This is a genomic window from Seonamhaeicola sp. S2-3 (assembly GCF_001971785.1).
Taxonomy (GTDB): Bacteria; Bacteroidota; Bacteroidia; order Flavobacteriales; family Flavobacteriaceae; genus Seonamhaeicola.
The window spans coordinates 3,508,219-3,533,682 of sequence record NZ_CP019389.1 but is presented as its reverse complement, the minus strand read 5'-3'; the positions used below and the strand labels follow the sequence as shown (position 1 = coordinate 3,533,682).

25 protein-coding genes are annotated in these 25,464 nt (G+C 30.5%); 23 read left to right on the top strand and 2 right to left on the bottom strand.

The window, feature by feature from the left end:
• The first annotated feature begins 78 nt into the window (after positions 1 to 78).
• The 4 genes from BWZ22_RS15475 (at position 79) to BWZ22_RS15460 (ending at position 3,515) form a co-directional block, all read left to right on the top strand.
• Entirely contained in the window at positions 79 to 984 is a 906-nt protein-coding gene (locus BWZ22_RS15475) for a hypothetical protein (RefSeq protein WP_076701719.1), read from the top strand.
• Positions 985 to 1,003: 19 nt separating this feature from the next.
• Positions 1,004 to 1,513: a DUF3124 domain-containing protein gene (locus BWZ22_RS15470; protein ID WP_076701715.1), complete on the top strand. Its 510-nt coding sequence runs from the start codon at positions 1,004 to 1,006 to the stop codon at positions 1,511 to 1,513.
• A gap of 120 nt (positions 1,514 to 1,633) precedes the next feature.
• A complete protein-coding gene (locus tag BWZ22_RS15465; RefSeq protein ID WP_076701712.1) occupies positions 1,634 to 2,518 on the top strand; it encodes a LysR substrate-binding domain-containing protein in 885 nt (294 codons plus the stop codon).
• 76 nt (positions 2,519 to 2,594) lie between these two features.
• Positions 2,595 to 3,515, top strand: coding sequence for a YeiH family protein (locus tag BWZ22_RS15460; protein ID WP_076701709.1), 921 nt, complete (start codon positions 2,595 to 2,597; stop codon positions 3,513 to 3,515).
• 76 nt (positions 3,516 to 3,591) lie between these two features.
• On the opposite strand, the gene BWZ22_RS15455 is transcribed toward BWZ22_RS15460, so the two are convergent.
• Complete coding sequence (locus BWZ22_RS15455; protein WP_076701707.1) at positions 3,592 to 4,158, bottom strand: GNAT family N-acetyltransferase; 567 nt, start codon at positions 4,156 to 4,158, stop codon at positions 3,592 to 3,594.
• A 91-nt stretch (positions 4,159 to 4,249) separates the two neighbouring features.
• Between BWZ22_RS15455 and BWZ22_RS15450 the strand changes: the two genes are divergently transcribed.
• From BWZ22_RS15450 to dcm, 19 genes are all read left to right on the top strand, one after another.
• Entirely contained in the window at positions 4,250 to 4,675 is a 426-nt protein-coding gene (locus tag BWZ22_RS15450) for a PaaI family thioesterase (protein ID WP_076701702.1), read from the top strand.
• Between the two features lie 5 nt (positions 4,676 to 4,680).
• A complete protein-coding gene (locus BWZ22_RS15445; protein WP_076701700.1) occupies positions 4,681 to 5,796 on the top strand; it encodes a chorismate-binding protein in 1,116 nt (371 codons plus the stop codon).
• Positions 5,797 to 5,895: 99 nt separating this feature from the next.
• The gene (gene menD, locus BWZ22_RS15440; RefSeq protein WP_076701697.1) at positions 5,896 to 7,650 is read left to right on the top strand and encodes a 2-succinyl-5-enolpyruvyl-6-hydroxy-3-cyclohexene-1-carboxylate synthase; all 1,755 of its coding nucleotides are present in this window, start codon (positions 5,896 to 5,898) and stop codon (positions 7,648 to 7,650) included.
• A 100-nt stretch (positions 7,651 to 7,750) separates the two neighbouring features.
• Positions 7,751 to 8,089: a DUF2853 family protein gene (locus tag BWZ22_RS15435; protein WP_076701694.1), complete on the top strand. Its 339-nt coding sequence runs from the start codon at positions 7,751 to 7,753 to the stop codon at positions 8,087 to 8,089.
• Between the two features lie 115 nt (positions 8,090 to 8,204).
• Positions 8,205 to 9,038, top strand: coding sequence for a S1 RNA-binding domain-containing protein (locus tag BWZ22_RS15430; RefSeq protein ID WP_076701692.1), 834 nt, complete (start codon positions 8,205 to 8,207; stop codon positions 9,036 to 9,038).
• A 20-nt stretch (positions 9,039 to 9,058) separates the two neighbouring features.
• The gene (mnmE, locus tag BWZ22_RS15425; RefSeq protein ID WP_076701689.1) at positions 9,059 to 10,447 is read left to right on the top strand and encodes a tRNA uridine-5-carboxymethylaminomethyl(34) synthesis GTPase MnmE; all 1,389 of its coding nucleotides are present in this window, start codon (positions 9,059 to 9,061) and stop codon (positions 10,445 to 10,447) included.
• 153 nt (positions 10,448 to 10,600) lie between these two features.
• Positions 10,601 to 11,020 (top strand): helix-turn-helix domain-containing protein, encoded by a 420-nt coding sequence (locus tag BWZ22_RS15420; RefSeq protein ID WP_232225197.1) that lies wholly within the window; start codon positions 10,601 to 10,603, stop codon positions 11,018 to 11,020.
• Between the two features lie 6 nt (positions 11,021 to 11,026).
• Positions 11,027 to 12,121, top strand: coding sequence for a site-specific integrase (locus BWZ22_RS15415; protein WP_076701686.1), 1,095 nt, complete (start codon positions 11,027 to 11,029; stop codon positions 12,119 to 12,121).
• On the top strand, positions 12,121 to 13,125 hold the full coding sequence (locus BWZ22_RS15410; RefSeq protein ID WP_076701684.1) for a DUF6617 family protein: 1,005 nt from the start codon (positions 12,121 to 12,123) through the stop codon (positions 13,123 to 13,125). The genes BWZ22_RS15415 and BWZ22_RS15410 overlap by 1 nt, the downstream gene beginning before the upstream one ends.
• 210 nt (positions 13,126 to 13,335) lie before the next feature.
• Positions 13,336 to 13,638 (top strand): helix-turn-helix domain-containing protein, encoded by a 303-nt coding sequence (locus BWZ22_RS15405; protein ID WP_027885460.1) that lies wholly within the window; start codon positions 13,336 to 13,338, stop codon positions 13,636 to 13,638.
• Positions 13,635 to 13,931, top strand: coding sequence for a helix-turn-helix domain-containing protein (locus BWZ22_RS15400; protein ID WP_076701681.1), 297 nt, complete (start codon positions 13,635 to 13,637; stop codon positions 13,929 to 13,931). The genes BWZ22_RS15405 and BWZ22_RS15400 overlap by 4 nt, the downstream gene beginning before the upstream one ends.
• The gene (locus BWZ22_RS15395; protein ID WP_083692401.1) at positions 13,918 to 14,826 is read left to right on the top strand and encodes a BT4734/BF3469 family protein; all 909 of its coding nucleotides are present in this window, start codon (positions 13,918 to 13,920) and stop codon (positions 14,824 to 14,826) included. The genes BWZ22_RS15400 and BWZ22_RS15395 overlap by 14 nt, the downstream gene beginning before the upstream one ends.
• Complete coding sequence (locus tag BWZ22_RS15390) at positions 14,823 to 16,562, top strand: DUF3987 domain-containing protein (RefSeq protein WP_076701678.1); 1,740 nt, start codon at positions 14,823 to 14,825, stop codon at positions 16,560 to 16,562. Before BWZ22_RS15395 ends, BWZ22_RS15390 begins: the two co-directional genes overlap by 4 nt.
• Before the next feature lie 163 nt (positions 16,563 to 16,725).
• The gene (locus BWZ22_RS15385) at positions 16,726 to 17,028 is read left to right on the top strand and encodes a helix-turn-helix domain-containing protein (protein ID WP_076702577.1); all 303 of its coding nucleotides are present in this window, start codon (positions 16,726 to 16,728) and stop codon (positions 17,026 to 17,028) included.
• An 11-nt stretch (positions 17,029 to 17,039) separates the two neighbouring features.
• Entirely contained in the window at positions 17,040 to 19,142 is a 2,103-nt protein-coding gene (locus BWZ22_RS15380; RefSeq protein WP_076701676.1) for a Piwi domain-containing protein, read from the top strand.
• Positions 19,143 to 19,168: 26 nt separating this feature from the next.
• Positions 19,169 to 19,684: a hypothetical protein gene (locus BWZ22_RS15375; protein ID WP_157607993.1), complete on the top strand. Its 516-nt coding sequence runs from the start codon at positions 19,169 to 19,171 to the stop codon at positions 19,682 to 19,684.
• 78 nt (positions 19,685 to 19,762) lie between these two features.
• A complete protein-coding gene (locus tag BWZ22_RS15370; RefSeq protein ID WP_076701670.1) occupies positions 19,763 to 20,080 on the top strand; it encodes a helix-turn-helix domain-containing protein in 318 nt (105 codons plus the stop codon).
• Entirely contained in the window at positions 20,080 to 22,068 is a 1,989-nt protein-coding gene (locus BWZ22_RS15365; RefSeq protein WP_076701668.1) for an Eco57I restriction-modification methylase domain-containing protein, read from the top strand. The genes BWZ22_RS15370 and BWZ22_RS15365 overlap by 1 nt, the downstream gene beginning before the upstream one ends.
• Positions 22,055 to 23,236, top strand: coding sequence for a DNA (cytosine-5-)-methyltransferase (gene dcm / locus BWZ22_RS15360; RefSeq protein ID WP_076701665.1), 1,182 nt, complete (start codon positions 22,055 to 22,057; stop codon positions 23,234 to 23,236). Before BWZ22_RS15365 ends, dcm begins: the two co-directional genes overlap by 14 nt.
• Here dcm and BWZ22_RS15355 read toward each other — a convergent pair.
• Positions 23,210 to 24,820 (bottom strand): hypothetical protein, encoded by a 1,611-nt coding sequence (locus BWZ22_RS15355; protein ID WP_076701661.1) that lies wholly within the window; start codon positions 24,818 to 24,820, stop codon positions 23,210 to 23,212. The two genes, dcm and BWZ22_RS15355, sit on opposite strands and share 27 nt — an antisense overlap.
• Positions 24,821 to 25,464 lie beyond the last annotated feature (644 nt).

Genomic DNA, 25,464 nt, shown 5'->3' with positions numbered 1-25,464 from the left:
ACCTTAGTATTTTTATAATTTGTTTCTGAAAAACAAAGGAGTAACAGCTAAATTTTATTAAGTATAAATTCTATTAATATGAGCTTAAAACATTTATTTTTACTAACATGTATTGCCCTTTCAATTATTGCTTGTAACAAAAAAAAGGATACTAAAAAATTAGTTAACGCACCAGAAAAAGTCATTAAACCCAGTTTAGAATTAATTTGGGAAACGGATACTTTGCTAACAACTTGCGAATCTGTCTTATATGATGAAGCTTCTAAAACAATTTATGTTGCTAATGTTAATAGTAAACCATGGGAAAAAGATGGTAATGGTTTTATTTCAACTATAAATACAAAAGGTGAAATAACGGAATTAAAATGGGTTGAGGGACTAAGCGCACCAAAAGGAATGGGTATTTATAATGGGAAATTGTATGTAAACGACATTGATGATTTAGTAGAAATAGATATACAAAACCGTAAAATTCTAAACAAATATACTGTTGAAGATAATCCCCAACTGAACGATTTAACTATAAGTCCGCAGGGAGTAGTATATTTCTCGGGATCTAATTCAAATAAAATTCATAAACTAGAAAACGGAGTCTTATCTGTTGAAGCATCTAATTCTAACGGACAAAGGCTTAACGGTTTATTATGGCAAAAAGAAGGTATATATTATGCAGATTTTAAAGCATCTATTTTTGGTTTAGTAAGTAATGAAGACCACGCATTTAATAAGTTAACCGAAGGTATAAACACGGGTGATGGTATTGTGCGTTTAGAAAATGGCGATTTTATTGTTTCAGGATGGGAAGGTCAACTGTTTTATGTAAATGCCAAAGATTGGAGCAAAGCCTTACTTTTAGATACCTCAGAGCAATCTATTTATGCTGCAGATATAGATTATATTCCAGAAACCCAAACCTTACTGGTTCCTACATTTTTTCATAATACCGTTATGGCATACAAGTTAAATATGGGTTCAAGTAATTAATATACAACACACCTAAAAAATGAAGCAAAATTTTATAGTATTATTCATAGTATTACTGGTTTTAAGCTGTAACTCGCCAAAGAAATCAGACGCTATTCATTCTGAGAATTGGTCTAAAAGAACAGCCAATTTAAGTCAGAAAGACTCTTTAGAGTTTGGTAAATCGTATCTATCAATTTACTCTCAAATTTACAGTAAATCAGATCTTAAAACCCATAATTTAACAGCTATGGTAAGTTTAAGAAACACCAGTGATACAGATACTATTTACGTTTTAAAAGCAGAATATTTTGATACACACGGAAAATCAATAAGAAACTATTTTGAAAATCCTATTTATTTGGCACCCATGGAAACTGCCGAAATAATTATTCATGAAATTGATATTTCTGGAGGCACTGGCTCTAATTTTATGTTTGATTGGAAAATACCAAAAAACTGTTCTGAACCATTGTTTGAAGGTATTATGAATTCTACCATGGGGCAACAAGGACTTTCTTTTATTACACAAGGTATTAGGGTAAAATAATAAGAACATCTAATAAGTAGATAAGCCTGTTAAATTTCCAAATAAAAATTTAGCAATTCAATTATTGACTAACAATCAATTATAAACAAGATTTATACCTTTAAATCTTGGCACAAGCTCATGAGAACTAAGTTACAAATATTTAAAATTGTTGCTAAACTTTTAAGTTTTACAAAAGCTTCAGAACAATTGTTTCTTTCGCAACCAGCTATATCTAAGTCGATAAAAAATTTAGAGCGAGATTTTAAAACTACTTTATTTGTAAGAAAAAGAAATTCTATAAAATTAACAGCAGAAGGAAAATCTTTTCTTGTTTATGCTAATAAAATATTAGCAATTTATGATGAAATGGAGGAGAAGTTTCTTCATAAAAAAGATGATTTACCAAGTTTTATAAGCTTTGGAGTAAGCACCACCTTAACGCACTATATTATTCCAAAAGTAGTAGCTAAGTTTAGAACACAATTTCCACAAACAAAATTTAATATAATCAGTAATAATTCTGAAAATATTGAAAATCTTATTTTAAATGAAGAAATAAATTTTGGAATTACAGAAGGTACAAGTAAAAACCCAAAATTACAATTTGAGAAATTTATTAAAGATGAAATTGTTCTTGTAACTAATGCTAACAACCATATTTTTAATAAAGGGATTATTAATACAGAAACCTTACAAACAATTCCTATGATAGGGCGCGAGAAAGGTTCTGGAACAAAAGCCGTTATTAGTAACGCTTTATCTAACCATAACATTAAATCACTTAATTATGTGGTGGCCTTTAATAGTACAGAGGCTATTAAAAATTATTTATATAATTCAGATCATTTCGCATTTGTTTCTATTCATTCTATTTCTAATGATTTAATAAACAATAAACTCAAAATAATAGATATTAAAGATTTTAGTATAGAAAGATGGTTTTATTTTGTTAACAGAACAGGTTACCTATCTAATACATTTGAATATTTTAAAAAATACATTCGCAATAACTATAACTTTTAGTTATGTATGATACCTAAATGAGTTGCTTATAAGTTATTCTAGAGTTCTACTTTTGTATCAAATATTACTTAATGATATGAAAGATAATCTCTCTAAAACAATTTATTTTATCTTGATCTTAGTGGCTCTTTTAGGTTTTATAAATAGCCTTACAGCATTATTACTAGGGTTTATTTTCACACTTATTTTTAATAATCCATTTCAAGTATATAGCCATAGAATTATACATTTTTTATTAAAAATTTCTGTAATTGGGTTAGGTTTTGGAATGTTTATCAAAGAGACTTTAAAAACTAGTAAAGAGGGGTTTAGCTTAACGGTTTATTCTATTTTATTAACTGTGGTTTTAGGCTTATTACTGGCTAAAGTTTTAAAGTTGAATTTAAAACTGGGGCACCTTATAACATCTGGTACAGCTATTTGTGGCGGAAGTGCAATTGCGGCAATTTCGCCTGTTATTAAAGCTAATGGTAAAACTATTAGTATTGCTTTAGGAATTGTATTTTTATTAAATTCAATTGCTTTGTTTGTATTTCCCACTGTTGGTAATTTTCTAAATTTAACACAAGAGCAATTTGGTTTATGGTGTGCTGTTGCTATTCATGATACTAGCTCTGTAGTTGGTGCTGCTTTAGTGTATGGAGATGAAGCTTTGAGAATTGCTACAACCGTAAAACTATCAAGGACTTTATGGATTATTCCTTTATCTGTTTTTTCTATATTTTTATTTAAAACCAAAGGAGAAAAAATAAAAATTCCCTACTTCATTGTTTTGTTTATTACAGCCATTATTATTAATAGTTACCATATTTTACCTGAATTGGCAACTAATTTTATAGTAACAATATCAAAACGCTTATTGATAATTACATTATTTCTTGTGGGGTCAACTATTTCTATAAAAGACTTAAAATCTACAGGAATAAAACCTATGGTTTTAGCTTTTACACTTTGGCTATTTATTTCAATATTTTCTTTAGTTTATATTTTAAACTAAAGCAATGTTAAAAATAAACTCTTTTTCTCTATAATGTATAAATAGAGTTTTTAAACTAAATAAATAGTTTCAAAACTCACTCAAAAACACGTTTCTTAATAGCACCCCATTCTTCTTTTAAAATACCGTAGCAACAAGTGCTACGTTTAAAGCCATCTAACATAAGGGTGTCTTTACGTAAAATACCTTCAAGAGTGCCTCCTATGTTTTCAATAGCTTTTCTAGAGCGTATATTGCGTTCATCTGCCCTAAATTCTACTTTATCAAATTTTAAGGTTTCAAAAACATATTTTAGCATTAAATATTTTACCTGTTTGTTTAGTCCGGTACCTTGAAATTGGTGTCCAATCCACGTCCAACCAATATGTAACACTTTGTTGTGCCAATTTATAAGTCCAAAACGCGTACAACCCGCATATAAATTAGTTTGCTTATCAAAAATTATAAACGGAATAGCCGTTTTGTTATAAAAATTATCAACAGCAGTTTGTACATAGTCTTTTAAAGCTTCAGGCGTATCAATTTTACTGGGTGAGTATTGCACTAAATTAGGTTCTTTAGCAATTTCAATTAAATGTTTGTAGTTACTCATTCCTAACAAGGTGAGTTTTACACGGTTATTTTCTAGAGTAGGTATGGTCATAATTAGAGGAATAGGAATCTTTTAAATTCAATTAAAATTATACAAGCATTTTGTACTTTTACACACTTAAAGTTTAAAAGTAATTATTTCTATGCAATTATCTAAACAAGCCATATTAGAACGCGCTAATGCTGTTACTAAAAACACTTTAATGGAAACCTTAAAAATAGAGTTAGTTGATTTTGGAGACGATTTTGTAGTAGGTAAAATGCCAGTAAATGAACGTGTTTATCAACCTGATGGTGTGCTTCATGGTGGTGCTACCGCAGCATTAGCAGAAACGGTAGGTAGTTTTGCAGCAGAGTTATTACTAGACACTAAAAATCACTTTGTACGCGGTATAGAAATTTCGGCTAATCATGTAAAAAGCGTTAAAGAAGGTCATGTGTATGCCAAAGCAACGTTTATTCATAAAGGGCGTACCACACAATTATTTGAAATTAAGGTAACTGATGATGATGATAATTTAGTTTCACTGTGTAAACTAACAACCATTTCACTTCCAAGAACCAAATAATACGCATGACTTCGGAAGATTTTTTTAATCGCATTCAATCGCATCACTTACAAAAACGCCCTTTTGTAATATACAGAAAGCCTAATAAACAAGAGCTTTATGCTTTATTACAAAAATCTGATAGCTTGTTTTTCACTTCAGAATTTACCGAACAAGGGTTTGTGTTTTCTCCGTTTGATGATAAGGAAAAAACGATTTTAATGCCTCTAGAAAGCTCAGAATCTATAAGTACGCCTGTTGTTAATTTAGAGTTAGTAGGAAGTAACTCAGCTAAGGATATAGTTGATGAACAAGCAAAAAACTATCACATCAATTTAGTTAATAATGGGGTTGAAGCCATTAAAAACAAGCAGTTTAAAAAGGTAGTATTGTCTAGAAAAGAAACAGTAAATCTTTCCGAAGCAAATCCTCTTGCTATTTTTAAAAAACTATTAAATAAGTACCCATCTGCTTTTGTGTATTGTTGGTATCATCCAAAAGTAGGGTTGTGGTTAGGAGCCACTCCAGAAACACTTGTTAAAATTGAAGGTAACAGATTTTCAATAATGGCATTGGCAGGTACACAAGTTTATAAAGATACATTAGATGTGGTTTGGAAAGACAAAGAAATTCAGGAACAAAAATTTGTAACAGATTTTATTGTAGATAGCTTAAAACCTTCGGCAGAAAGTATTAAAATATCAGACACTACAACCGTTAAAGCGGGGAGTTTACTGCATTTAAAAACCATGATTTCGGCACAATTAAAGCAAAACTCAAACTTAAAAGAAGTTATTTTAGCTATTCACCCTACACCAGCCGTTTGTGGCTTGCCAAAACAAGCAGCTAAAGCCTTCATTTTAAATAATGAAAACTATAAGCGCGAATTTTATACCGGTTTTTTAGGAGAGCTCAATTTAGAGCATACTACTTCGCCACGTGCAGGTAGTAGAAATATAGAAAACAGAGCCTATACCTTTAAGAAAAAAAGCACACAACTGTATGTTAATTTACGGTGTATGCAATTAAAAGCATTAGAAGCTATGGTTTACGTTGGGGGAGGAATAACTATAAGTTCTGATGCTGAAAAAGAATGGGAAGAAACAGTTTCTAAGTCGTTGGTAATTAAAAGTGTATTGTAATCAGCTCCCATTATTAGCTTTATAATGCTTATTTTATCTTGATGTTTAAAGAACTTTAATCTTGTATTTCTTACTTTAGCAGTTACATTTTTACAGTATATGATTTACCCAGAAATTCCCTTAGCACAAACCGTTATTCAGCTTTGTAAAGCTAAAGGTGTTAAGCATATTGTTATATCTCCAGGTAGTAGAAATGCTCCTTTAACTATAGGGTTTTCAAACAACCCTTATTTTAACTGTTATAGTATTGTAGATGAGCGTTGTGCAGCTTTTTTTGCTTTAGGTATGGCACAACAATTACAAGAACCTACGGCGGTAGTTTGTACATCGGGTAGTGCGCTTTTAAATTATTATCCGGCAGTGGCCGAAGCTTTTTATAGTCATATTCCGTTGGTTGTCATTTCGGCAGACAGACCCAAGCATTTAATTGGGGTGGGAGACGGACAAACCATAAACCAAGCCAATGTTTATGAAAATCATGTTTTGTATTCAGCAAATTTAAAACTCGATTTAAAAGCAGAAGAAAATGAAGCAGCAGAGGCGTTGCCTATTTTTAAAAATTTAGAAAATAAGGTAGAAACGCTATTGGGATTAAAACAATCTATTCAAGCGTTTAATGAAACCGAAATTAATAAAGCTATTAATGTAGCCCTACAAAAAAGTGGTCCTGTACATATTAATGTGCCTTTTGATGAGCCTTTGTATAACATGGTTGAAGAACTATCGGTTAATCCAGAGGTCATTCCGGTTACAGAAAAAGATAACTCAATAGATGATGCTGTATTAAATGATTGTATAAACGATTGGAGTAAAGCCAAACGCAAAATGATATTGGTTGGGGTTAAACAACCTAATCAAATTGAGCAACAGTGGTTAAATGTATTGGCACAAGATGATTCTGTAGTGGTTTTTACAGAAACCACTTCTAATATTCATCATGAGGCATTTTTCCCGAGTATTGATAAAATTATTGCTCCTTTAAATGAAAACGAATTTAAAGAACTGCAACCAGATATTTTATTAACCTTTGGCGGACTAATAGTTTCTAAAAAAATAAAAGCATTTTTAAGGAATTATAAACCCAAACAACACTGGTATATAGGTACTAAAACAGCTAATAATACCTTTTTTAGCTTAAATAGGGTTATAGAAACTCCTCCTAATTATTTTTTATCTAAACTGCTATCACAAACAAAACGTGTTTCTAGTAAGTACAAGCCTTTTTGGGAAGCTGTAAAAAAACATAGAGACACTAAACATATGGAATACCTTAAGACTATAGAGTTTTCAGACTTTAAAGCTTTTGAACGTATTTTAAAGTCAATTCCAGATAACAGTATTCTTCAGCTAAGTAATAGTTCAACAGTGCGTTATGTGCAACTATTCAGTATTAATAAAACTCTTGATGTTCATTGTAACAGAGGTACTAGTGGTATAGATGGCAGTACATCTACAGCCATTGGTTGTGCCGTTGCAACTAATAAACCAACCACCTTAATTTCTGGAGATTTAAGCTTTTTATATGATAGCAATGCGCTTTGGAATAATTACATTCCTAATAATTTTAGAATAATTGTTATAAATAATCAAGGCGGAGGTATTTTTAGAATTTTACCAGGACACAAAAACACTGAGAATTTTAATACCTATTTTGAAACCAATCATAATTTAACCGCAGAACATTTATGTAACATGTATGGTTTTGAGTATGTTACGGCTACCAATGAAAAAGAATTATCAAAAAACTTGAATGCTTTCTATAGCAAAGGAAACCAACCTAAATTGTTAGAAATTTTTACACCAAAACACTTAAATAACCAAATACTTTTAAATTATTTTAAGTTTATTAGGTAAAAAAAGTGACTTTCTAAAGATAGCTGTGTCTAAAATTCAGTATCTTTAAAACAGTTATTAACTTAACTAATTTACAAACAAACAATTTAAAAATTTTATCATGAGTAAACGCGATGAACTTATTGCAAAATACGCTGCAGATTTAAAAGACAAGTGTGGTGTAACGCCAGACATGGATTTATTAACCAAAGTAACTATTGGTTGCGGACCATCAATATATAATGCAGATGCTTCTACGGTATCTGGATCTGATGAGTCTGAATTAGAAACAGTTAAAAACAATTTCTTAATAAAAAAATTAGGATTAAGTGCTAGTGACGATTTAGACGGAGCCATTGCTGCTGTTATGGAGCAATACGGTAAGTCTAACAGAAATAAATACCGCGCCGTAGTTTATTATTTACTAACAAAACACTTTGGTAAAGAATCTATCTACTAAAATCTACCATTCATTATATATTTAAAAGCGTTGCAATATTTGTGGCGCTTTTTTCATGCGTCTAATTTATGTCAAGATAGCATTAACTACCTATTAATATTATTACCTTTGCAGCATGATGCAATTAGGGCAAATTAATACATTAGAAATACTTCGTGAAACCGATCACGGTGTATATTTAGTAGATGAAGAAAACAACGAAGTACTGCTTCCAAATAGGTATGTACCAGATACATTTAAAATTTGGGATAAAATAGATGTGTTTGTTTATTTAGATAACGAAGAACGCTTAGTAGCCACTACCGATGAGCCTTATATTAAACTAGGAGACTTTGCTTTGTTACGCTGTAGTCAGGTTACAGATTATGGGGCTTTTTTAGACTGGGGTTTGGTAAAAGAATTGTTTTGTCCGTTTAAAGAACAAGCCTTTAAAATGAAACCCGGAGGCTGGTATTTAGTACACTGCTATTTAGATGAAAAAACCGAAAGGTTAGTAGCCTCTAGTAAAACAAACCGTTTTTTAAGCAATAAAGAACTCACTGTTAATCAGTTTGATGAAGTAGATTTAATAGTGTCGCACCCTTCAGATATTGGGTGGAATGTTATTGTAAATAAAACCCATCTAGGACTCATTTACAAGGATAATATATTTACAGATATTAGTGTTGGCGATAAATTAAAGGGTATCGTTAAAAAAATACGTCCCGGAAATAAATTAGATATTGCCTTAGGACAAATAGGATATAGAAATATAGAACCCAATGCTAAACGTATTTTACAAACATTAGAAGATAATAGTGGCTTTTTAAATCTTACTGATAAATCAGATCCAGAACTTATTAAAGAAACCCTTCAAATGAGTAAAAAGAACTTTAAAAAAGCAGTAGGTTCTTTATACAAGCAAAAACGCATTCAAATAAAACCAGATGGTATTTATTTAATTAAATAGCTGATTTCTAATTTCATAATATGATTAATCAAGAAACCATAGTGGCCTTAGCAACACCCTCAGGAGCAGGGGCTATTGCTGTTATTCGTTTGTCTGGAAATGAAGCCATAAATATTGCTGAAAAACAGTTTAAATCGGTTTCGGGTAAACAACTATCAAAACAACCTACACATACCATTCATTTAGGACATATTATTGATGGCGAAAGAACAATAGACGAGGTTCTAGTATCTGTTTTTAAAAACCCTAATTCTTATACAGGCGAAAATGTAGTTGAAATTTCATGTCATGGGTCGCAATACATTCAGCAAGAAATTATTCAGTTGTTTTTAAGAAATGGCTGTAGAATGGCAACTGCGGGCGAGTTTACCCTACGAGCCTTTTTAAATGGTAAATTAGATTTAAGTCAAGCCGAAGCCGTAGCCGATTTAATTGCTAGTGATAATGAAGCCTCTCATCAAATTGCTATGCAACAAATGCGTGGAGGGTTTTCTTCTGAAATTGCTAAACTTCGTGAAGAACTCTTAAACTTTGCTTCGTTAATAGAATTGGAATTAGACTTTGCAGAAGAAGACGTAGAGTTTGCCGATAGAACCCAATTTAAAGAGTTGATTGATAGAATCACCTTGGTTTTAAAACGATTAATTGATTCATTTTCTGTAGGTAATGTAATTAAAAATGGAATTCCGGTAGCCATCGTAGGAGAACCAAACGTAGGGAAATCTACACTTTTAAATGCCCTTTTAAATGAAGAAAGAGCCATTGTGAGTGATATTGCAGGAACGACTAGAGATACCATTGAAGACGAATTGGTAATTGATGGTATAGGCTTTAGGTTTATAGATACTGCAGGAATAAGAGATACAGAGGATGTTGTAGAAAGTATTGGTATTAAAAAAACCTTCGAGAAAATGGAGCAAGCGCAAGTAGTAGTGCTTCTTTTTTCTGCTGAAGAATTTAAAACCGAAAGTCAACGTCTAACTATTGAGATAGAAAAGATTAAAAACAAATTTCCGTTAAAGCCCTTAGTAATAATAGCTAATAAAATTGATACTTTAAATCCTACAGAAATAGACGCCTTACAAGCTCAGTTTGATGGTGTTCATTTATTATCGGCTAAAACAGGTCAAGGCGTAGAGGAATTAAAAAATAAACTTATAGGATTTGTTAATACAGGAGCTTTACGTAATAACGAAACGATTGTTACCAACACCAGACATTACGACTCGTTACTAAAAGCCTTTGAAGAGATTCAAAAAGTAAAATCAGGTCTCGAAATGGGCTTATCAGGAGACCTTATGGCTATAGATATCAGACAAGCCTTGTATCATTTTGGTGAAATTACTGGTGAGATTACAAGCGATGATTTACTAGGTAACATTTTTGCTAACTTCTGTATCGGGAAGTAATTAAGCTTCTTTTTATTGGTTTTTACTTGTTTTTCAATGGTTTACATATTCTTTTTTGTTGCCTAATTGCCCTTTTTTAACTATATTTGTTTCATATATGTTGCCCAATATACGGATTTGTTGCCCAAATCTGTTGGCAAAAATAAAGGCGAAATGATGCACCATATTGCCCCACGTTGCACCATAACGCTACATAAAGCACCATTTATGAGCAGTAATTTATACATCCCGAAAACTTGTAAGCATTGTGGTAATGCTTTTACAGCACGTACAACAGTAACTAAATACTGTGGTAATTCTTGCGCTAAAAAAGCCTATAAGGCCAGAAAGCGTAAAGAAAAGATTCAATCAACTCTTAATGCTGATATGAAGCAAAAGAATGAAGTGGTTGAGGTTCAAAATACAAATGCTGTAAACAATAAAGATTTTTTAAGCGTTACAGAGGCTTCTCAATTAATTGGTGTTAGTAGATGGACCATTCAAAGAATGATTCAACAAGGACGTTTAAAAGCTGTTCCTTTTGGAAGAAAACGTATTGTAGCCAGATGGCAAATAGAAAACCTTTTTAATTAGCATCCTATGAAAGTAACATTAAGACAACGCAAGAAGAATGACAAAATAAGTTTGTATTTAGATTACTATCATAAAGGCAAACGTAAAACCGAATATTTGCGTTTATACCTTACACCTAACCCTAAAACTAAAACCGAAAGAGAGGTTAACAAGAAAACCAAACAATTAGCGGAAACTATTTGCGCTCAACGACAGATTGAAATTCAAAACGGTATTTATGGATTCCAAGATATTGAGAAATTAAAAGGGAGTTTTATTACTTATGTAACAGCATTAGCAGAGAAAAAGAATACAAGCTCTGGTAACTATGGTAATTGGAACAGTATGTTAAAACATCTAAAAACTTTTTGTCCAACAGACGTAAGTTTTCAAGATATTGATAAGGATTTTGTAGAACGGTTTAAAGAGTATTTAGATAAGGATGCTATGGCAAGAGCAGGTAAAAAATTATCTCAAAACTCTAAATATTCCTATTACGGAAAATTCAACGCTGCATTAAAACAAGCTGTTAAGGATGGTATTTTAAGAATAAACCCAGCAAATGGTGTTGAGTATTTTAAACAAGGTGAACCTCAACGAGAGTTTTTAACTTTGGATGAATTACAAATAGCAGTTAACACAGAATGTGAGTTACCACTTTTAAAAAGTGCTTTTATATTTTCTGCGCTTACCGGTTTACGTTGGTCAGATATTGAAAAACTGATTTGGTCAGAAATTCAACATTCTAAAGAAATGGGCTATTATATTCGTTTCAGACAAAAGAAAACAAAAGGAGTTGAAACTTTACCTATTTCAGACCAAGCGGCAGAACTGTTAGGAGATAAAGGTAAACCTGAAGAAAAAGTTTTTCAAGGTTTACATTATAGTGCTTGGTCAAATTTAAAGTTGCAACAATGGATGCTTAAAGCAGGAATAACAAAAAATATCACGTTCCATTGTGCGCGTCATACCTATGCAACTTTACAATTAACTTTAGGAACAGATATTTATACTGTTTCCAAGTTATTAGGTCATAAGGAATTGAGAACTACGCAGATTTATGCAAAAGTTATTGATGATAAAAAGAAAGAAGCTGCTAATAAAATTAAATTGGATTTATAATGGCTAAAGACCTATTTATTGACTTACTGTATGTGGAAAAGGTTACTGACGATAAAAGAACCGATAACCAATTTAAAGAGCTTTTAAATGGCTTTAAAAAAGAATATCCTATAACCACGCCTAATTATGAAATCGACTTTAAAAAAGCATATTCAAACAAGCGTAAATATTACTTTAAACTAATTGAAAACGATTATATCAAAAAGTTTAATGCCATTAATGATACCCTTGAAGCAAATTCAACACCTGGTCATTTGTCTTTCCTCTATGACAAAGAATTTAACCGAATTACAAATTATTTAACCCAGATTAGCAATTACATTTCTGAAAATGATCTTGATGAAAGTTTATATTTAAAGCCTACTAATAATGACAAATCAGATGAAGCTTATATAATTTCATTTTTAAAAGCAAATGCAATGATGCTTTTTATGGAGCTTCAAGAACGGTTTTCAGATTTAAGTGATACAGAAATTTATACTATCGAAGAACTACACGAAGTATTCTTTAACGAAGAACCACCTCAAGAGTTAGTTGTAAAAGTTTATAGTGGTTCAGAAATAAAGTCAGTTAGAAAACCGAAAAAACAGAGTTCTATATTTAAAGCTATACAAGGTGATATTAGAGAGGACAACAGCGAAGTATTATCATATAACGAGTTAATAGACAAAACCAAACAAAGAGAATTTTCTAAATTAGAAGTTACTTTAAATGAAAAAGGTATTATAGATGATAACTATTATTTTATCAAAAAACGAGGTAATAAAAAGCTACTTGCAGCTTTTATGGTAAAATTAACAGAAGCTAATTACTTTACAGAACGTTTATTTTCTGAAAATAACCCACCCAAGAAAATAGAACCTAAACATATCTATAAATTCTTTGCACATAGATATGGCCCAAAGAGTGATGCTAACAAAGAGTATCGAAATTTTTTAGGTACAGAAAAACGAGCATATCAAAAATTGGTTGATAATACCTATTGGTTAGACCAAATCAAATAAATCTTCATTTTTATAAAGTGGTATTTTCTCTACTTAATACCAAATAGATAATACCAAAAATAACATAACTTATTGTTTTACAATGGTTTAATAATACCATTTTTTCTCTTATCTATTATACCAAACACCTTTTTCCATATTTGCTATGTCCTTGACAATCAAGGATGACTTTTGCGCAGAAGTCCATTTTTAAATTAAAATTTATAAAAGATGGACGTTAAAATTATAGAACGTTTAGAAAGCATCGAAAAGTTGTTAATAGAACAACAAACGTTGCAAAAGCAAGTATTGAACTTCAATGAAACTTGCAAGTATTTAGAACTATCACAATCGCACTTGTATAAACTTACAAGTACGGGAGCCATTCCACATTATAAACCGAATGGAAAAAAAATCTATTTCCAACGTCAGGAGTTAGACCAATGGTTACTGCGTAACCGTATGGATTCCCAAGATGAAATCGAACAGCAAGCTGCCGATTACCTAATCAAAAAAGGAAAGGTAAAGTTATGACTGAAATAATCGATTTACTCTTGGCACTCTCACAAGAGATTAAGGACATAAAAGCACGTATCGAATTAATAAGAGCAACGAGAGCAGAATGCTTAAAAGATACGTGGATTGACAATCAAGATGTGTTGCAAGCGCTACATATTAGCCAACGCACACTACAAACTTTCCGTTCAAATGGTACACTTCCATATAGCAAGATACAGGGTAAATTTTATTACAAGGTATCAGATATAGAGGAATTATTACAGAGCAATTATTACAACCCAAATTTCAAATGCGATGGTAATAAGTAGAGAAAATATCTTGAAGAAAACGCATTACGGTTTAAATATCTATGCGTATATATTAAGACAGTATTATCCTGAAACAACAGTCCTTTTCTTAAAAGGAAGGGACTGCGGGGTAACCCGTAACCCTTTTAACGGTGGTAAATCAACATTACAAATTAATGTTGTTGAAAATAAAGCAATACATTATGATACAGAACTAACCGATTTTAAAGGTGATGTATTCGATTTTGCATCTTATCATTTTAAACTCGTAGATGATGAAGAATTATTGCTGAAAATCAACACTGAATTACATCTAAATATTGAAGTTAAAAAAGAAAATGAATTATCCTGGTTAGATGCACCTGATGATACTTGGTATGCTTACAGCAGTTTTTACAAAGCACCTATTAGAAATGTGTTTCCTGCTGAAAAAGTAAGATTACACCAAATATTTGAGCGTATTATAAGCGATAAGTATAAAAGTATCACAGAACAATTTAGAGCGATTAAAGACCCAAAAGAAGCACGAAAATTTAAAGCAAATCATTTTGATTATGTAACATTTTCAGGCGTGTTTTCTAAACGAAATGATGATAGTTTAATTGAACATTCATCCTTGTTGACAATCGATTTTGACCATTTAGAAAATCTTGAAGAACTAAAACAACAATTATTAAACGATGAATATTTTGAAACCGAATTGCTGTTTACATCACCTTCAGGAGAAGGCTTAAAATGGATAATTAGAATCGATTTATCCAAAGTGTCACACAATGAATATTTTATTGCGGTGGCCAATTATATAAAACATTCATATAACATAGAGGTTGACCAATCAGGTAAAGACATTTCCAGAGCGTGTTTTTTATCCCACGATCCATTGGCATTCCTACATAAAAGACATCAGAAATTATGACAAAAATATTTAACCCAAAAGATTGGTTAGCTGTTCCAGAGCCAAAAGAAGTACCTAAAAAACCAATCAACAACAACCCAACAACAGTTGTTGCAAATGATATTGAATCATATATCAGCGCATTAGAACAATCAGTTATCGATATTACAGATACTTATGATAAATGGCGTGATATTGGATTTGCAATTTCAGAAGAATACGGAGAAGCTGGACGTGATTACTACCATAGAATAAGTAAAAATTATTCTGGCTACGACCATAAAGAATGCGACGAACAGTATAATAAATGCTTACAGGCAAAAGGACACGGTATAAACATAGCAACATTATACCACCATTTACATCAAGTTGGTATTAAACCACAACAGCAACAACAAGTTGTTGAAGTGTTGCAACAGTCAGAAGAAGTAAAACAACCATTGCCAACAATACCAACAACAGTTTACAACAATATTCCAACATTTTTGCAACAAGTAATACAACCTTCAAGCAGTAATGAAGAACGTGATATTTTGTTATTGGGAGCATTAACTGCATTTAGTGCCTGTTTTCCAAAATTATTTGGTGTGTACGACCAAAGTAAAGTATTTAGCAATTTGTATCTATATGTTACTGCACCAGCTTCAGCAGGAAAAGGAAGATTAAACCAAATTAAAAATTTGGTAAATCCTGTTCACAAACAACAACGTGAACAATCCAAAATCCTAAAACAACAACATCAAGTAGAAATGGCGACTTATAATATGAATAAGGGTAAAAGTGAAACAATGGAAAAACCAAATAAACCACCTGAAAGAATGTTGTTTATTCCTGCCAATAATAGCGTAACAGGTGTTTATCAATTAATATCGGACAATGAAGGTAGAGGTTTAATTTTTGAAACCGAAGGTGATACTTTAGCACAAGCCTTTAAAAGTGATTATGGTAATTATTCCGATGGTTTTCGTAAAGCATTCCACCACGAAACCATAAGTTATTATCGCAGAACAGATAGAGAATATGTAGATATTGAAAGACCTTGTTTGTCAACAGTATTGTCAGGTACACCAAAGCAAATTCAAGCATTGGTTCCAAGTGCTGAAAATGGGTTGTTTAGTCGTTTTATGTTTTATTATATGAATATCAAACCGACTTGGAAAAACGTTTTTCAAACAGACACAGCTAATGGTTTAGATGAATACTACGACCAATTAGGAAAAGAATTTTTTGAGCTATACAAAACCTTAAAAAATAACCCACCTATTGAAGTAAGGCTAACAACAGAGCAACAACAAAAATTCAATGTGTTTTTTGAAAAGCTACAAACCAAATATCTCAATCTACAGCCAGATGATTATATAGCAACTGTAAGACGATTAGGTTTAGTTTCTTTTAGAATTATGATGTTATTTTCTGTGTTTCGCATTATGGAAGATGGAGATGTCAACCAAGTAAGACATTGTGAGGATATAGATTTTGAAAACACATTGGAAATGATTAGCGTGTTAGTAAAGCATAGTAGTAAGGTTTTTAACGATTTACCTATTGAACAAAAGCAAGTTAAACGAGCCAATCGAAAAGAACGTTTTTTAGATGCGTTACCTTATCAATTTTCAAGACAAGATTATCTAAATATAGCCGACAAAAACAAAATACCCCACAAAACAGCTGAAGGCTATATTACTAAATTTGTTGATGCCAGTTTAATACATCGAGAAGCACACAACAATTATACAAATCCTGCAAAAGCACAATAAGGTTATTGAGGATTTTAAGGAAACAAGGATTTGTGAATTTACTGCATATCCTTAAATCCTTAACTTCCTCATTTACTGTTGATAAGTGTTAGTATCTTTTTCTTACTTCTTATTTTCTTTTTCTTAAATTAGACAGATATTGACAAGTCAAAATATTCCTAAAATGACATTTGGAGAATACATCAGAGAAATACGAGAGGACAAGCAATTATTATTAAGAGAAGTTGCATCTCAAATGAATTTAGATACAGCACTTTTAAGTAAAATTGAACGTGGTACTCGTATAGCTCGAAAAGAGCAAGTAGAAGCATTAGCCAAAGCATTAAAACAAAATAAAAGTGAATTTCTTCAATTTTGGATGGCAGATAGAATTGTCTTTATGCTAAAAGATGAAAAGAACAGTACGGAAATCCTCAAGAAAGTAGAACAAAAAATTAATAGTTTGAGCAAGAAAAGTAATTATTAAATTCAGGTAGTATGAATCAGGAACTATATTTTAACATCTTAACGTTTGATATACCAAACAATCCTATAACATTTTACTTTAGTAAAGAAAAAATAGGTTATGCACAGGAAATTTATAAAAACAAATTCCCTTCCAATATTGAAGAGTTGTTTCCTGGTATTAAAGAAGAAAACTCTGATTTTATCTACACTACATTTATTTATGAAAAAGAAGGTTATCAACCATTAACGCTCAATTTAACAGAGCAACCAACAGAGCTGCTTAAACATTATTTTAATTGGAGAATTAAGAAGCATTTTAAAAAGCTAAACAAAGTAGTTAAAACCAATTTTGTAAACGATATTCAAGTATGGGTAAAAGACACAAGGTTTAAAAATCCAACTTTTGCCAAATATGATAAGTTTACCTTAAAATTACAGTTTGAGGAAGTTAGTGATTTTGGGGAATTGGTAATTGCTTATGATGGTACAACTAAAATTTTAAAGAACCCAGTTTCAGAATTAGTAAAAGGAGATATTTCTACAACCATACTTACAGGTGTAATTCATAATCGAAATTATTTTAAATTTCATAAGTTACCTGACGATATAACCGACTTTTCAAAAACCTATGCAGTTTTAAATAATGATATTAGAAATGCTTTAGGTTACGAAATAGATAAAAAAGAAAAGGGTAATAAATACAAAGACTATAAAGCTAAAATTGATGATTTTATAAAGCGGTATATAGTTCAAGAAGAATTTAAGGAAATCATATCTATCAATTGTAAATACTATTTACCTATAGAAAAAAAACGTATTGGAGAAGTTTCGCAAGAATGCAACGATTTAGTTTTTAATGGAGGTGCAGTAGGTACTAAACCAAAGTACGATTTCAAACAATTAAAGCCCTTTAAGCCTTGTACTCAAATACATAAGAATATACATCTTTTTTTTATTGTTCATCAAGATCACACTAATGAAGCTAAAACACTTCAAAACTATCTTCAAGATGGTTTTAAATGGTATAGAGGTTTACAAGAATATGCAGGTGTTTTATATCACGTAGAAAAAGGGTTTAGTATTGTATTTGATGATTTAGACAATCCATTACCTCAAATATCTCAAGGAATAAAAAACTTGAAATTAAAACCCGATGTTACTTATGTAGCTATTTATTTAAGTCCTTTTTCAAAGTACGAGCAAGACTTATCAAAAAAACAGGTGTATTATAAAGTTAAAGAACAACTATTATTAAGACGTATTGTTTCACAAGTAATCGATGTAGAAAAATTTAAATTAAAGAATAATGAATATAAAGCCAACCCTCAAAAAAGTAATGGTTATGTATACGACCTAACAAATATCTCTTTAGCAATGTTGGCTAAATTAGAAGGTATCCCTTGGCAATTGAACATCACACCAAAAAAAGAATTAATTATTGGTGTAGGTGCTTTTAAAAATGTTGAAGAAAACATACGTTATGTAGCAAGTGCTTTTAGTTTCCAAAGTAATGGGAAATTCAATGAGTTTCAATATTTCAGTAAATCAGACACTAAAAAATTAGCAGGTGCAATAAGTGATGCTATTTGGCAGTATGTTACAGTCGAGCAAAACCCAGATAAAGTAGTTATTCATTTTTATAAGGAAATGAGTAATGAAGAAATAGAGCCTGTACTTGAAATGATGAATGAGCTTAAATTAGAGTGCCCTTTATATATAGTCAATATCAATAAAACGAAATCCGAAGATATTATTGCTTTTGATAAAGACTGGTATGGTAATTTAATGCCAAAAAGTGGCACATACATTAATATTAGTAAGTCAGAACATAAATATTTATTGTTCAACAATTCAAGATATGATGATAGCAAAATATATCCATCAACAGAAGGTTATCCATTTCCTGTAAAATTAAGAATTACAAGTCCAACACCCGAAGCGTTAAATGATAACAAAGTGATAAAAAAACTGATAGAACAAGTATATCAATTTAGTAGGTTGTATTGGAAATCGTTACGTCAGCAAAATGTACCAATAACTATTAAATACCCTGAAATGGTTGCAGAAATAGCACCTCGTTTTGATGGTAGCACCATTCCACCTTATGGAGAGGAAACCCTTTGGTTTCTATAAAAACAACAAAAGATAAAATTTATAAAATGATTAATGATATACTAAAAAGTATTGATTATAAAGAAGATGATAAAACCTTGAAAATATTTAATCTTATAAAATCAGAGGATGAATCATTAAGTAAAAGTACTTTAATAAAAATATTAAAATGGAAATCCCCAAGACCATTAAGATTTTATAATGAAAATGAGGAAGAAAATATTAGAAACATTACTGCATTAGCTTTTCAACAGAATGACGATAGATTGAAGATACATATTTTAACTGCATTGAAAGGCGTTAATTATCCATCAGCTTCAGCAATTTTAATGTTCAAAAACCCTGAATATTTTCCTGTTTTAGATATTAGAGTATGGAAGCAATTATATAAGAATAATTTAGTTTCTGTTAACCCTCGTGGTATAGGTTTTACATTAGATCAATGGATTTCTTATATTAAAATAATAAGGTCTTTAGCTAAACAAAATAGTATGTCAGTTAGAGAAGTAGAAAAGAAGTTATTTGATTATGACAAGTTAACGCAAGAAGGCAATCTTTACTAATTCTTTTTTTCCTTTAGTTGCTTTTATTTAAAAAAGTTTATTATATTTGGACATAATTTGTCAAGACATAATATTTCTATGAATACTTTAAATAGTGTCGGTTCTCAAATAAGAAAACTGCGTGAAGATGCTCAAATGCCTTTAAGAAAACTTGCTTCATTACTTGATATAGACCAGTCTACATTAAGTAAAATAGAGCGTGATGAGAGGAGGGCAAATATACAATTACTTGAAGAGGTCGCAAAGATTTTTAACGTACATAAAAAATCTTTATTGGTAAACTTTTATAGTGATTTAATATCTTATGAAATTGAGGATGAAAAAGAGTATTCTGAAATTTTAAAAGTAGCAGAGGCAAAAATTGAATATAAGCGAACAATTAAATCAAAAAGCTGATGGAGAAAGTAATTACATTTTTACAGGACTATGAAAAGGAGTTAATTGTAAGTTATATTTTAAATGAATATAAGTTATCTCAAAACGAGAATGCTTACAGTGATGATACAATTCATTTAATTAATGCGAATTTGCATTTAACTGATAACACAAATTTAGCCTTTAAAGCTCATAGGGGTTTAATAGGAGGCCTCATTAATTATTATACCCACAACAAATATAGTATTGAACGTAATGCTAAACATTTTTTGTTACAAACAAATGAGAACATAAAGAAAGAAATATTAAAGTGTTTAAAATTAGAAGATATTCCACATATAGTTGAAGAATTACATATTAGGTTTTTAAATTCTCAATTTTCTTATTCTCAAGGCCTATTAAAAAGAGCTAAATCAAAACACTACTTAAAAGAGTATGGTGCTGTTTATACTTTAAAAAGCATTACTAACGAAATGGTTGATAAAACAGTTTCAAATGCTCTTAAAAACACAAATTTAAAAGATTTAAAATGTTTAGACTTTGCAAGTGGTACAGGTAGATTTTATTTTGAAGCTATTGAAATTTTAAGAAAAAAGTATTCATTAGAACTTAAAGATATTGTTTGCAACCATCTCTATGCTGTTGATGTTGATGAGGTGGCTTTAAACATTTTAAAATGTAAGGTTATTTCTTTATTTGATAATATCGATGAAGATATTTTATTAGGTATTTCAAGAAATATATTACATCGCAACGCACTTATACCAAATACATCTTTACTATCTAATTCTAATATATCATTTGATTTTTCAACAGATTTTAAAGAAGTATTTAATATAGGTGGGTTTAGTGCCATTTTTTCAAATCCACCTTATTATTTATTAAAGGTTAACAATAAAAAGAGTAATGTTCTTAATGGTTATTTTACAAATCTCAAGAGTAAAATTAAATCAGAAATTCAATTCTTTAAAACATCTGGTGTTTATAATTATTCAATAGAAGGTATGTTAAACTACTATCAACTTTCTATTGAAATGATTTTAAAATTAACCAAAGAAGACGGAGAAATAGGCATTATTTGTCCATCTTCTTTATTTGCAGATTTAACTGCATCAAGATTAAGAAAGTTTTTATTAAACAATAACACTTTAAGATTCATAAGGTATTACCGAGAAGCATCTAATTTATTTGATAATGTAGCGCAGTCTACGGTTATTTTTTATTTAAAAAAAGGTGGTATTTCAGATAAAATTAAAATTGAACATAACGATGATAAATTTAAGGTAGCTTTAAAAACAATCAACAAAGTGTTTGATAAAAATCAAGAAATACCTCTTATTGATGAGGTTGGTTGGTCTATATTATCTAAATTATCAATTCATAAAAAAATTAAAGATTACTCTTTTATAAGAAATAAAAGAGGAGAACTTGATTTAACCCAATATAAAGATTGTATTTTAAAAGGTGAGAAAACGGATTATCGACTTGTAAGAGGTAATATGATTAAAGAAGATGGTTTAGTTGATAAAAATGATGAATTTGTTTCTATTGATGATTTTGTCAATAGAAAATCTAAAGATTTCATTGAAAACGACTTAAACAAGTCAAGACTTATTTGTCAGCAAATATCAAATGTTGATTTAAGAAAAAGATTGAAGTTTACATTTTCAGAGCCAAGGGATATACTTGCTAATTCTTGTAATTATATTAATTCATTAAGAAGTTTCGATGATTTAAAGAAGTTACATTTTTTACTTAATAGTGAACTTTTAAATTGGAGGTTTAAAGTTACAAGCAGTAATAATCACATAAACAATTATGAATTAGATGAGTTACCAATTTTAAATTTAGAGCAATTAGATTTACAAAGTTTCAATGGTAATAAATATGAAAATGAAATTCAAATTTGTAAGTTATATGGGTTAAATGAGAGTGAAATCAATTACATTTTAGATAAAGTCCCAAATATTAAATTAAAAGAAATTAAATTATTAGATGAAGTTATATAATCATATATCACCAAGGTTGAGTGATTTAGAATGGGAAATGGCAAAACACATTCCACCTGGAGGTAATTGGCAAAATATACCAGTTCATTTACCGTCTAAAAGATTAGAACAAATTAGACGTACAGGAGGAAGAACGACATACTACGGTAGATTAAGATATGATAAACCAAGTTATACAATAACTACTTATTTTAATAGATTAGGTAATAGTAGTAATCTTCATCCTGAACAGCAGAGAATGATTTCGATTAGAGAGGGTGCTCGTCTACAATCTTTTAAAGATAGTTTTATTTTTTATGGAAGTAAGACATCCCAGTATAAACAAATAGGAAATGCTGTACCTACGTTACTTGCAAGAGCAGTAGCTGAAGCTATTTACCCTCATATTAACAATAAATCAATGATAGATTTATTTTCAGGTGCTGGCGGTATGTCTGAAGGGTTTCTTATGGAAGGTTTTAATGTGATAGGTTCTAATGAAGTTGAAAAACATTATTTTGAAACATATAAACAAAATCATTTAACAACCAATAATGAAGATTCGTTAATTTTAGGAGATATTACTGATTCTATAATTAAAGAAAAAATTATCAACTCAAAGAATAAAGTGGATAAAGTAGGTCTTGTAATTGGTGGTCCACCTTGTCAAGGTTTTTCATATGCAGGTTGGAGAAATCCCAATGACACAAGAAACCAGTTGTTTAAAGATTTTGTAGAAGTAGTTAGAGATGTTAGACCGGAAGGCTTTGTGATGGAAAATGTTCCAGGTATATTAACTATGAGAAAAGGAGAAGCTGTAAAAGAAATTATTAGCACCTTTGAAGGTTTAGGGTACAATGTAAACAAACCATTTAAGTTGACTGCAGAAGAATATGGTGTTCCTCAAAAGCGAAAAAGAGTTTTTATAGTTGGCACATTAAGTAAAGTAAAAATCAATGCCCCAAAAGCATTATTTTCTTTAAAAGATGAAAATTTACCAAACCCAATTACTGTAAAAGAAGCTATTGGAGGTTTGCCTAAAATTGAAACTGATTCAGGTGAATTTGAAGTAGAAAGTGAATATAAATCAACTTCCCCCTATGAATCTATGATGATGGGAGAAATTGATTTTAAAGAATTTTATTCCAAATGTTTAGAATCTTTACCAATTGCTTTCAGCAATGTCTGATAAATCTTGAAATATTTGATGAAGCATTGTTAATGCTTCATCATTTTTTTCTGCATCCAATAAATCTAAAACTTGATTAACTTTAGTAGTTATTGCTTCCGATTCCCATATTTTATTTTTTCTATTGTCCTTATCTGCATATTCAACTAATTTTTCAAAAGCTATTCTAAAATAACGCTCAACATTATTCTTTTGATTTTGTCCTTCTAATTTTTTAGGTATAACATCTTTGTAACCACCTGTTTCAGGGTTAAATCCAATAAATTCATAATCAGAATAAGAATAATCAGGATTTAGGAATTGTTCTAAAAATGCTCTATGTCCTTTTTCATTAATCATTGAAAAAACAATTAGAACGTGATGTAAATTTTTACGCATCAGACCACTTAATTTAAGTGCATCTGTATCGTTATTTACCTTATTTTTTAATTTATCCCATATGTATTTTGAGTGCCAAGTAATAACTTCATCACCTGTATTTTCATCATCTATCAGTAATTGAACATCACTATAAGTCATTCGATTGCCTTTTGCACTATTTTCATTTGCAGTCATAGGTTGAAATTTAGGTCTATGCGCAAAGCCTAAAGACATTGGACCAATATGATCTGGACTAACACCATTCTTAACAAAAGTTGCATAAAGTCTATCAGCCATTTTCCAATTACCACCAGACCACATTTCATATACTCTTCTATCCTGTGTGTATCTCTTTAAGTTGTCTTTATATCTTCCTGTATCAGTAATAGCTCTAACATCATTATTGTATGAATGATAGCCATCGTAACGGTCAGGAGAATTACTCATTACACCAGGAGAAACAAAAGGGGAATATTCAACATCAACAAAATCAGCTTTTAAAATTTCCAAAAGTTCATTTACGTTATTAAACTCTTTAGTTATTTTAAATATGTTGCAAAACCTTTTACAACCATCAACATCAAATAATAAATTTGCAATCTCATATACATCTAAATCGTAATATTTTAAATCTTGGTCATAACCTTTATTCAGTAGATCAATTCTATTAGGTGAAGGATACCTATAATCAATGTAAAGTTCACTGCCAGAAAATAAACAGACGTGTATCTTAGTTGGATGATTTGCAAATGCTACTTTTTGTCTAAACCCTGAATCTAAAACGTGATTAGCTTTAATTCCTAAATCCTGTCTTTTTTGTTCCCAAAATTCAACTCTTTCCTTCCCGTCTTTAGTTTTGATTGTAGCTACCCACTTTATTGTTCCGTCCTTTTTTCGTTTTAAAGGCATTCCGTGATAATTTGCGTGGTTCGCAATAAATTCTTGGTATTTTAGTCCTTTGGGATGGGATTTAAGAATATCTTTTGTTAAACTTAATTTAAATTCTGAACCTTTTTCCCACGCTTTTTCTTGATATAAGACGAATAGGTAAGCGATTAAAAAAATATCTATTGGTGTTATAGGGTCATTATTCTCATACATTTCAAGTTTTTCAACATCAACAGCATCGTCGTTTTCAAAATATTCATAAGTTAAACCAGCTAATTCTCTTGCTTCTTTAAGTTTATTTGGGTTGTAATTAGTAATTAAGATTTCTTTATTCATTGATAAATAGATTTTGTTTGTTTTCAGCTATTCAAATTAACTGATTTTTTTTAACATAGTCCCCACAAAACAAAACCCAGTTTTTTCGTACCTCAAAACCCTCTGTCTTTTGTTTTGTTCCGCTATCCACCGCACTTGTAGTTTTTGGTTGCCAACCCTCACACAGCACATTGCTTATTTTATTTGCGAGTATAATTTAAAAAGAGGTACAATAAAAAAGCAAAGAGCTGTTGCCAACGCTCACACCAAAAACTACCCCAAGCTATGTTTACATAATACAAGTTATAGTAGCAAACGGCATTTTTCAAAGGTTTGCTATCGCAGTGTTAATGCATTTTGTAGCTATAACTGGTATTATGTAAAATATCCGCTATTCCAACGCTCACATCCGAACATATAACGATATTTTGAACAAGCATTAAACAGTCGTAAATTTAAAAGGTTGAATTAGTTTAGTATTATATTCGTTATCTCATTCAAGCTGCACAAAACCATCGTTAAGTCCAAGTATTCCTTACCTCAAGTCTTTGTTTGTTTCATTTCGTTAACAAATATAAAAGTCCACTTTTCCCCACCACCCAAGTCAGCGGTTATAAAAAAATAGGTTAATAAAATGCAGTAATACGACATAGCATATTGCTTTT

Coding starts and splice junctions, on each gene's coding strand:
- dcm (WP_076701665.1), top strand. CDS start 22,055: ATGAAGTTATATAATCATATATCACCAAGGTTGAGTGATTTAGAATGG.
- BWZ22_RS15380 (WP_076701676.1), top strand. CDS start 17,040: ATGAATCAGGAACTATATTTTAACATCTTAACGTTTGATATACCAAAC.
- BWZ22_RS15415 (WP_076701686.1), top strand. CDS start 11,027: ATGAAAGTAACATTAAGACAACGCAAGAAGAATGACAAAATAAGTTTG.
- BWZ22_RS15355 (WP_076701661.1), bottom strand. CDS start 24,820: ATGAATAAAGAAATCTTAATTACTAATTACAACCCAAATAAACTTAAA.
- BWZ22_RS15445 (WP_076701700.1), top strand. CDS start 4,681: ATGACTTCGGAAGATTTTTTTAATCGCATTCAATCGCATCACTTACAA.
- BWZ22_RS15470 (WP_076701715.1), top strand. CDS start 1,004: ATGAAGCAAAATTTTATAGTATTATTCATAGTATTACTGGTTTTAAGC.
- BWZ22_RS15475 (WP_076701719.1), top strand. CDS start 79: ATGAGCTTAAAACATTTATTTTTACTAACATGTATTGCCCTTTCAATT.
- BWZ22_RS15390 (WP_076701678.1), top strand. CDS start 14,823: ATGACAAAAATATTTAACCCAAAAGATTGGTTAGCTGTTCCAGAGCCA.
- BWZ22_RS15395 (WP_083692401.1), top strand. CDS start 13,918: ATGGTAATAAGTAGAGAAAATATCTTGAAGAAAACGCATTACGGTTTA.
- BWZ22_RS15450 (WP_076701702.1), top strand. CDS start 4,250: ATGCAATTATCTAAACAAGCCATATTAGAACGCGCTAATGCTGTTACT.
- BWZ22_RS15435 (WP_076701694.1), top strand. CDS start 7,751: ATGAGTAAACGCGATGAACTTATTGCAAAATACGCTGCAGATTTAAAA.
- BWZ22_RS15455 (WP_076701707.1), bottom strand. CDS start 4,158: ATGACCATACCTACTCTAGAAAATAACCGTGTAAAACTCACCTTGTTA.
- BWZ22_RS15375 (WP_157607993.1), top strand. CDS start 19,169: ATGATTAATGATATACTAAAAAGTATTGATTATAAAGAAGATGATAAA.
- BWZ22_RS15400 (WP_076701681.1), top strand. CDS start 13,635: ATGACTGAAATAATCGATTTACTCTTGGCACTCTCACAAGAGATTAAG.
- BWZ22_RS15385 (WP_076702577.1), top strand. CDS start 16,726: ATGACATTTGGAGAATACATCAGAGAAATACGAGAGGACAAGCAATTA.
- BWZ22_RS15460 (WP_076701709.1), top strand. CDS start 2,595: ATGAAAGATAATCTCTCTAAAACAATTTATTTTATCTTGATCTTAGTG.
- BWZ22_RS15410 (WP_076701684.1), top strand. CDS start 12,121: ATGGCTAAAGACCTATTTATTGACTTACTGTATGTGGAAAAGGTTACT.
- menD (WP_076701697.1), top strand. CDS start 5,896: ATGATTTACCCAGAAATTCCCTTAGCACAAACCGTTATTCAGCTTTGT.
- BWZ22_RS15430 (WP_076701692.1), top strand. CDS start 8,205: ATGATGCAATTAGGGCAAATTAATACATTAGAAATACTTCGTGAAACC.
- BWZ22_RS15420 (WP_232225197.1), top strand. CDS start 10,601: ATGATGCACCATATTGCCCCACGTTGCACCATAACGCTACATAAAGCA.
- BWZ22_RS15365 (WP_076701668.1), top strand. CDS start 20,080: ATGGAGAAAGTAATTACATTTTTACAGGACTATGAAAAGGAGTTAATT.
- BWZ22_RS15465 (WP_076701712.1), top strand. CDS start 1,634: ATGAGAACTAAGTTACAAATATTTAAAATTGTTGCTAAACTTTTAAGT.
- BWZ22_RS15405 (WP_027885460.1), top strand. CDS start 13,336: ATGGACGTTAAAATTATAGAACGTTTAGAAAGCATCGAAAAGTTGTTA.
- BWZ22_RS15370 (WP_076701670.1), top strand. CDS start 19,763: ATGAATACTTTAAATAGTGTCGGTTCTCAAATAAGAAAACTGCGTGAA.
- mnmE (WP_076701689.1), top strand. CDS start 9,059: ATGATTAATCAAGAAACCATAGTGGCCTTAGCAACACCCTCAGGAGCA.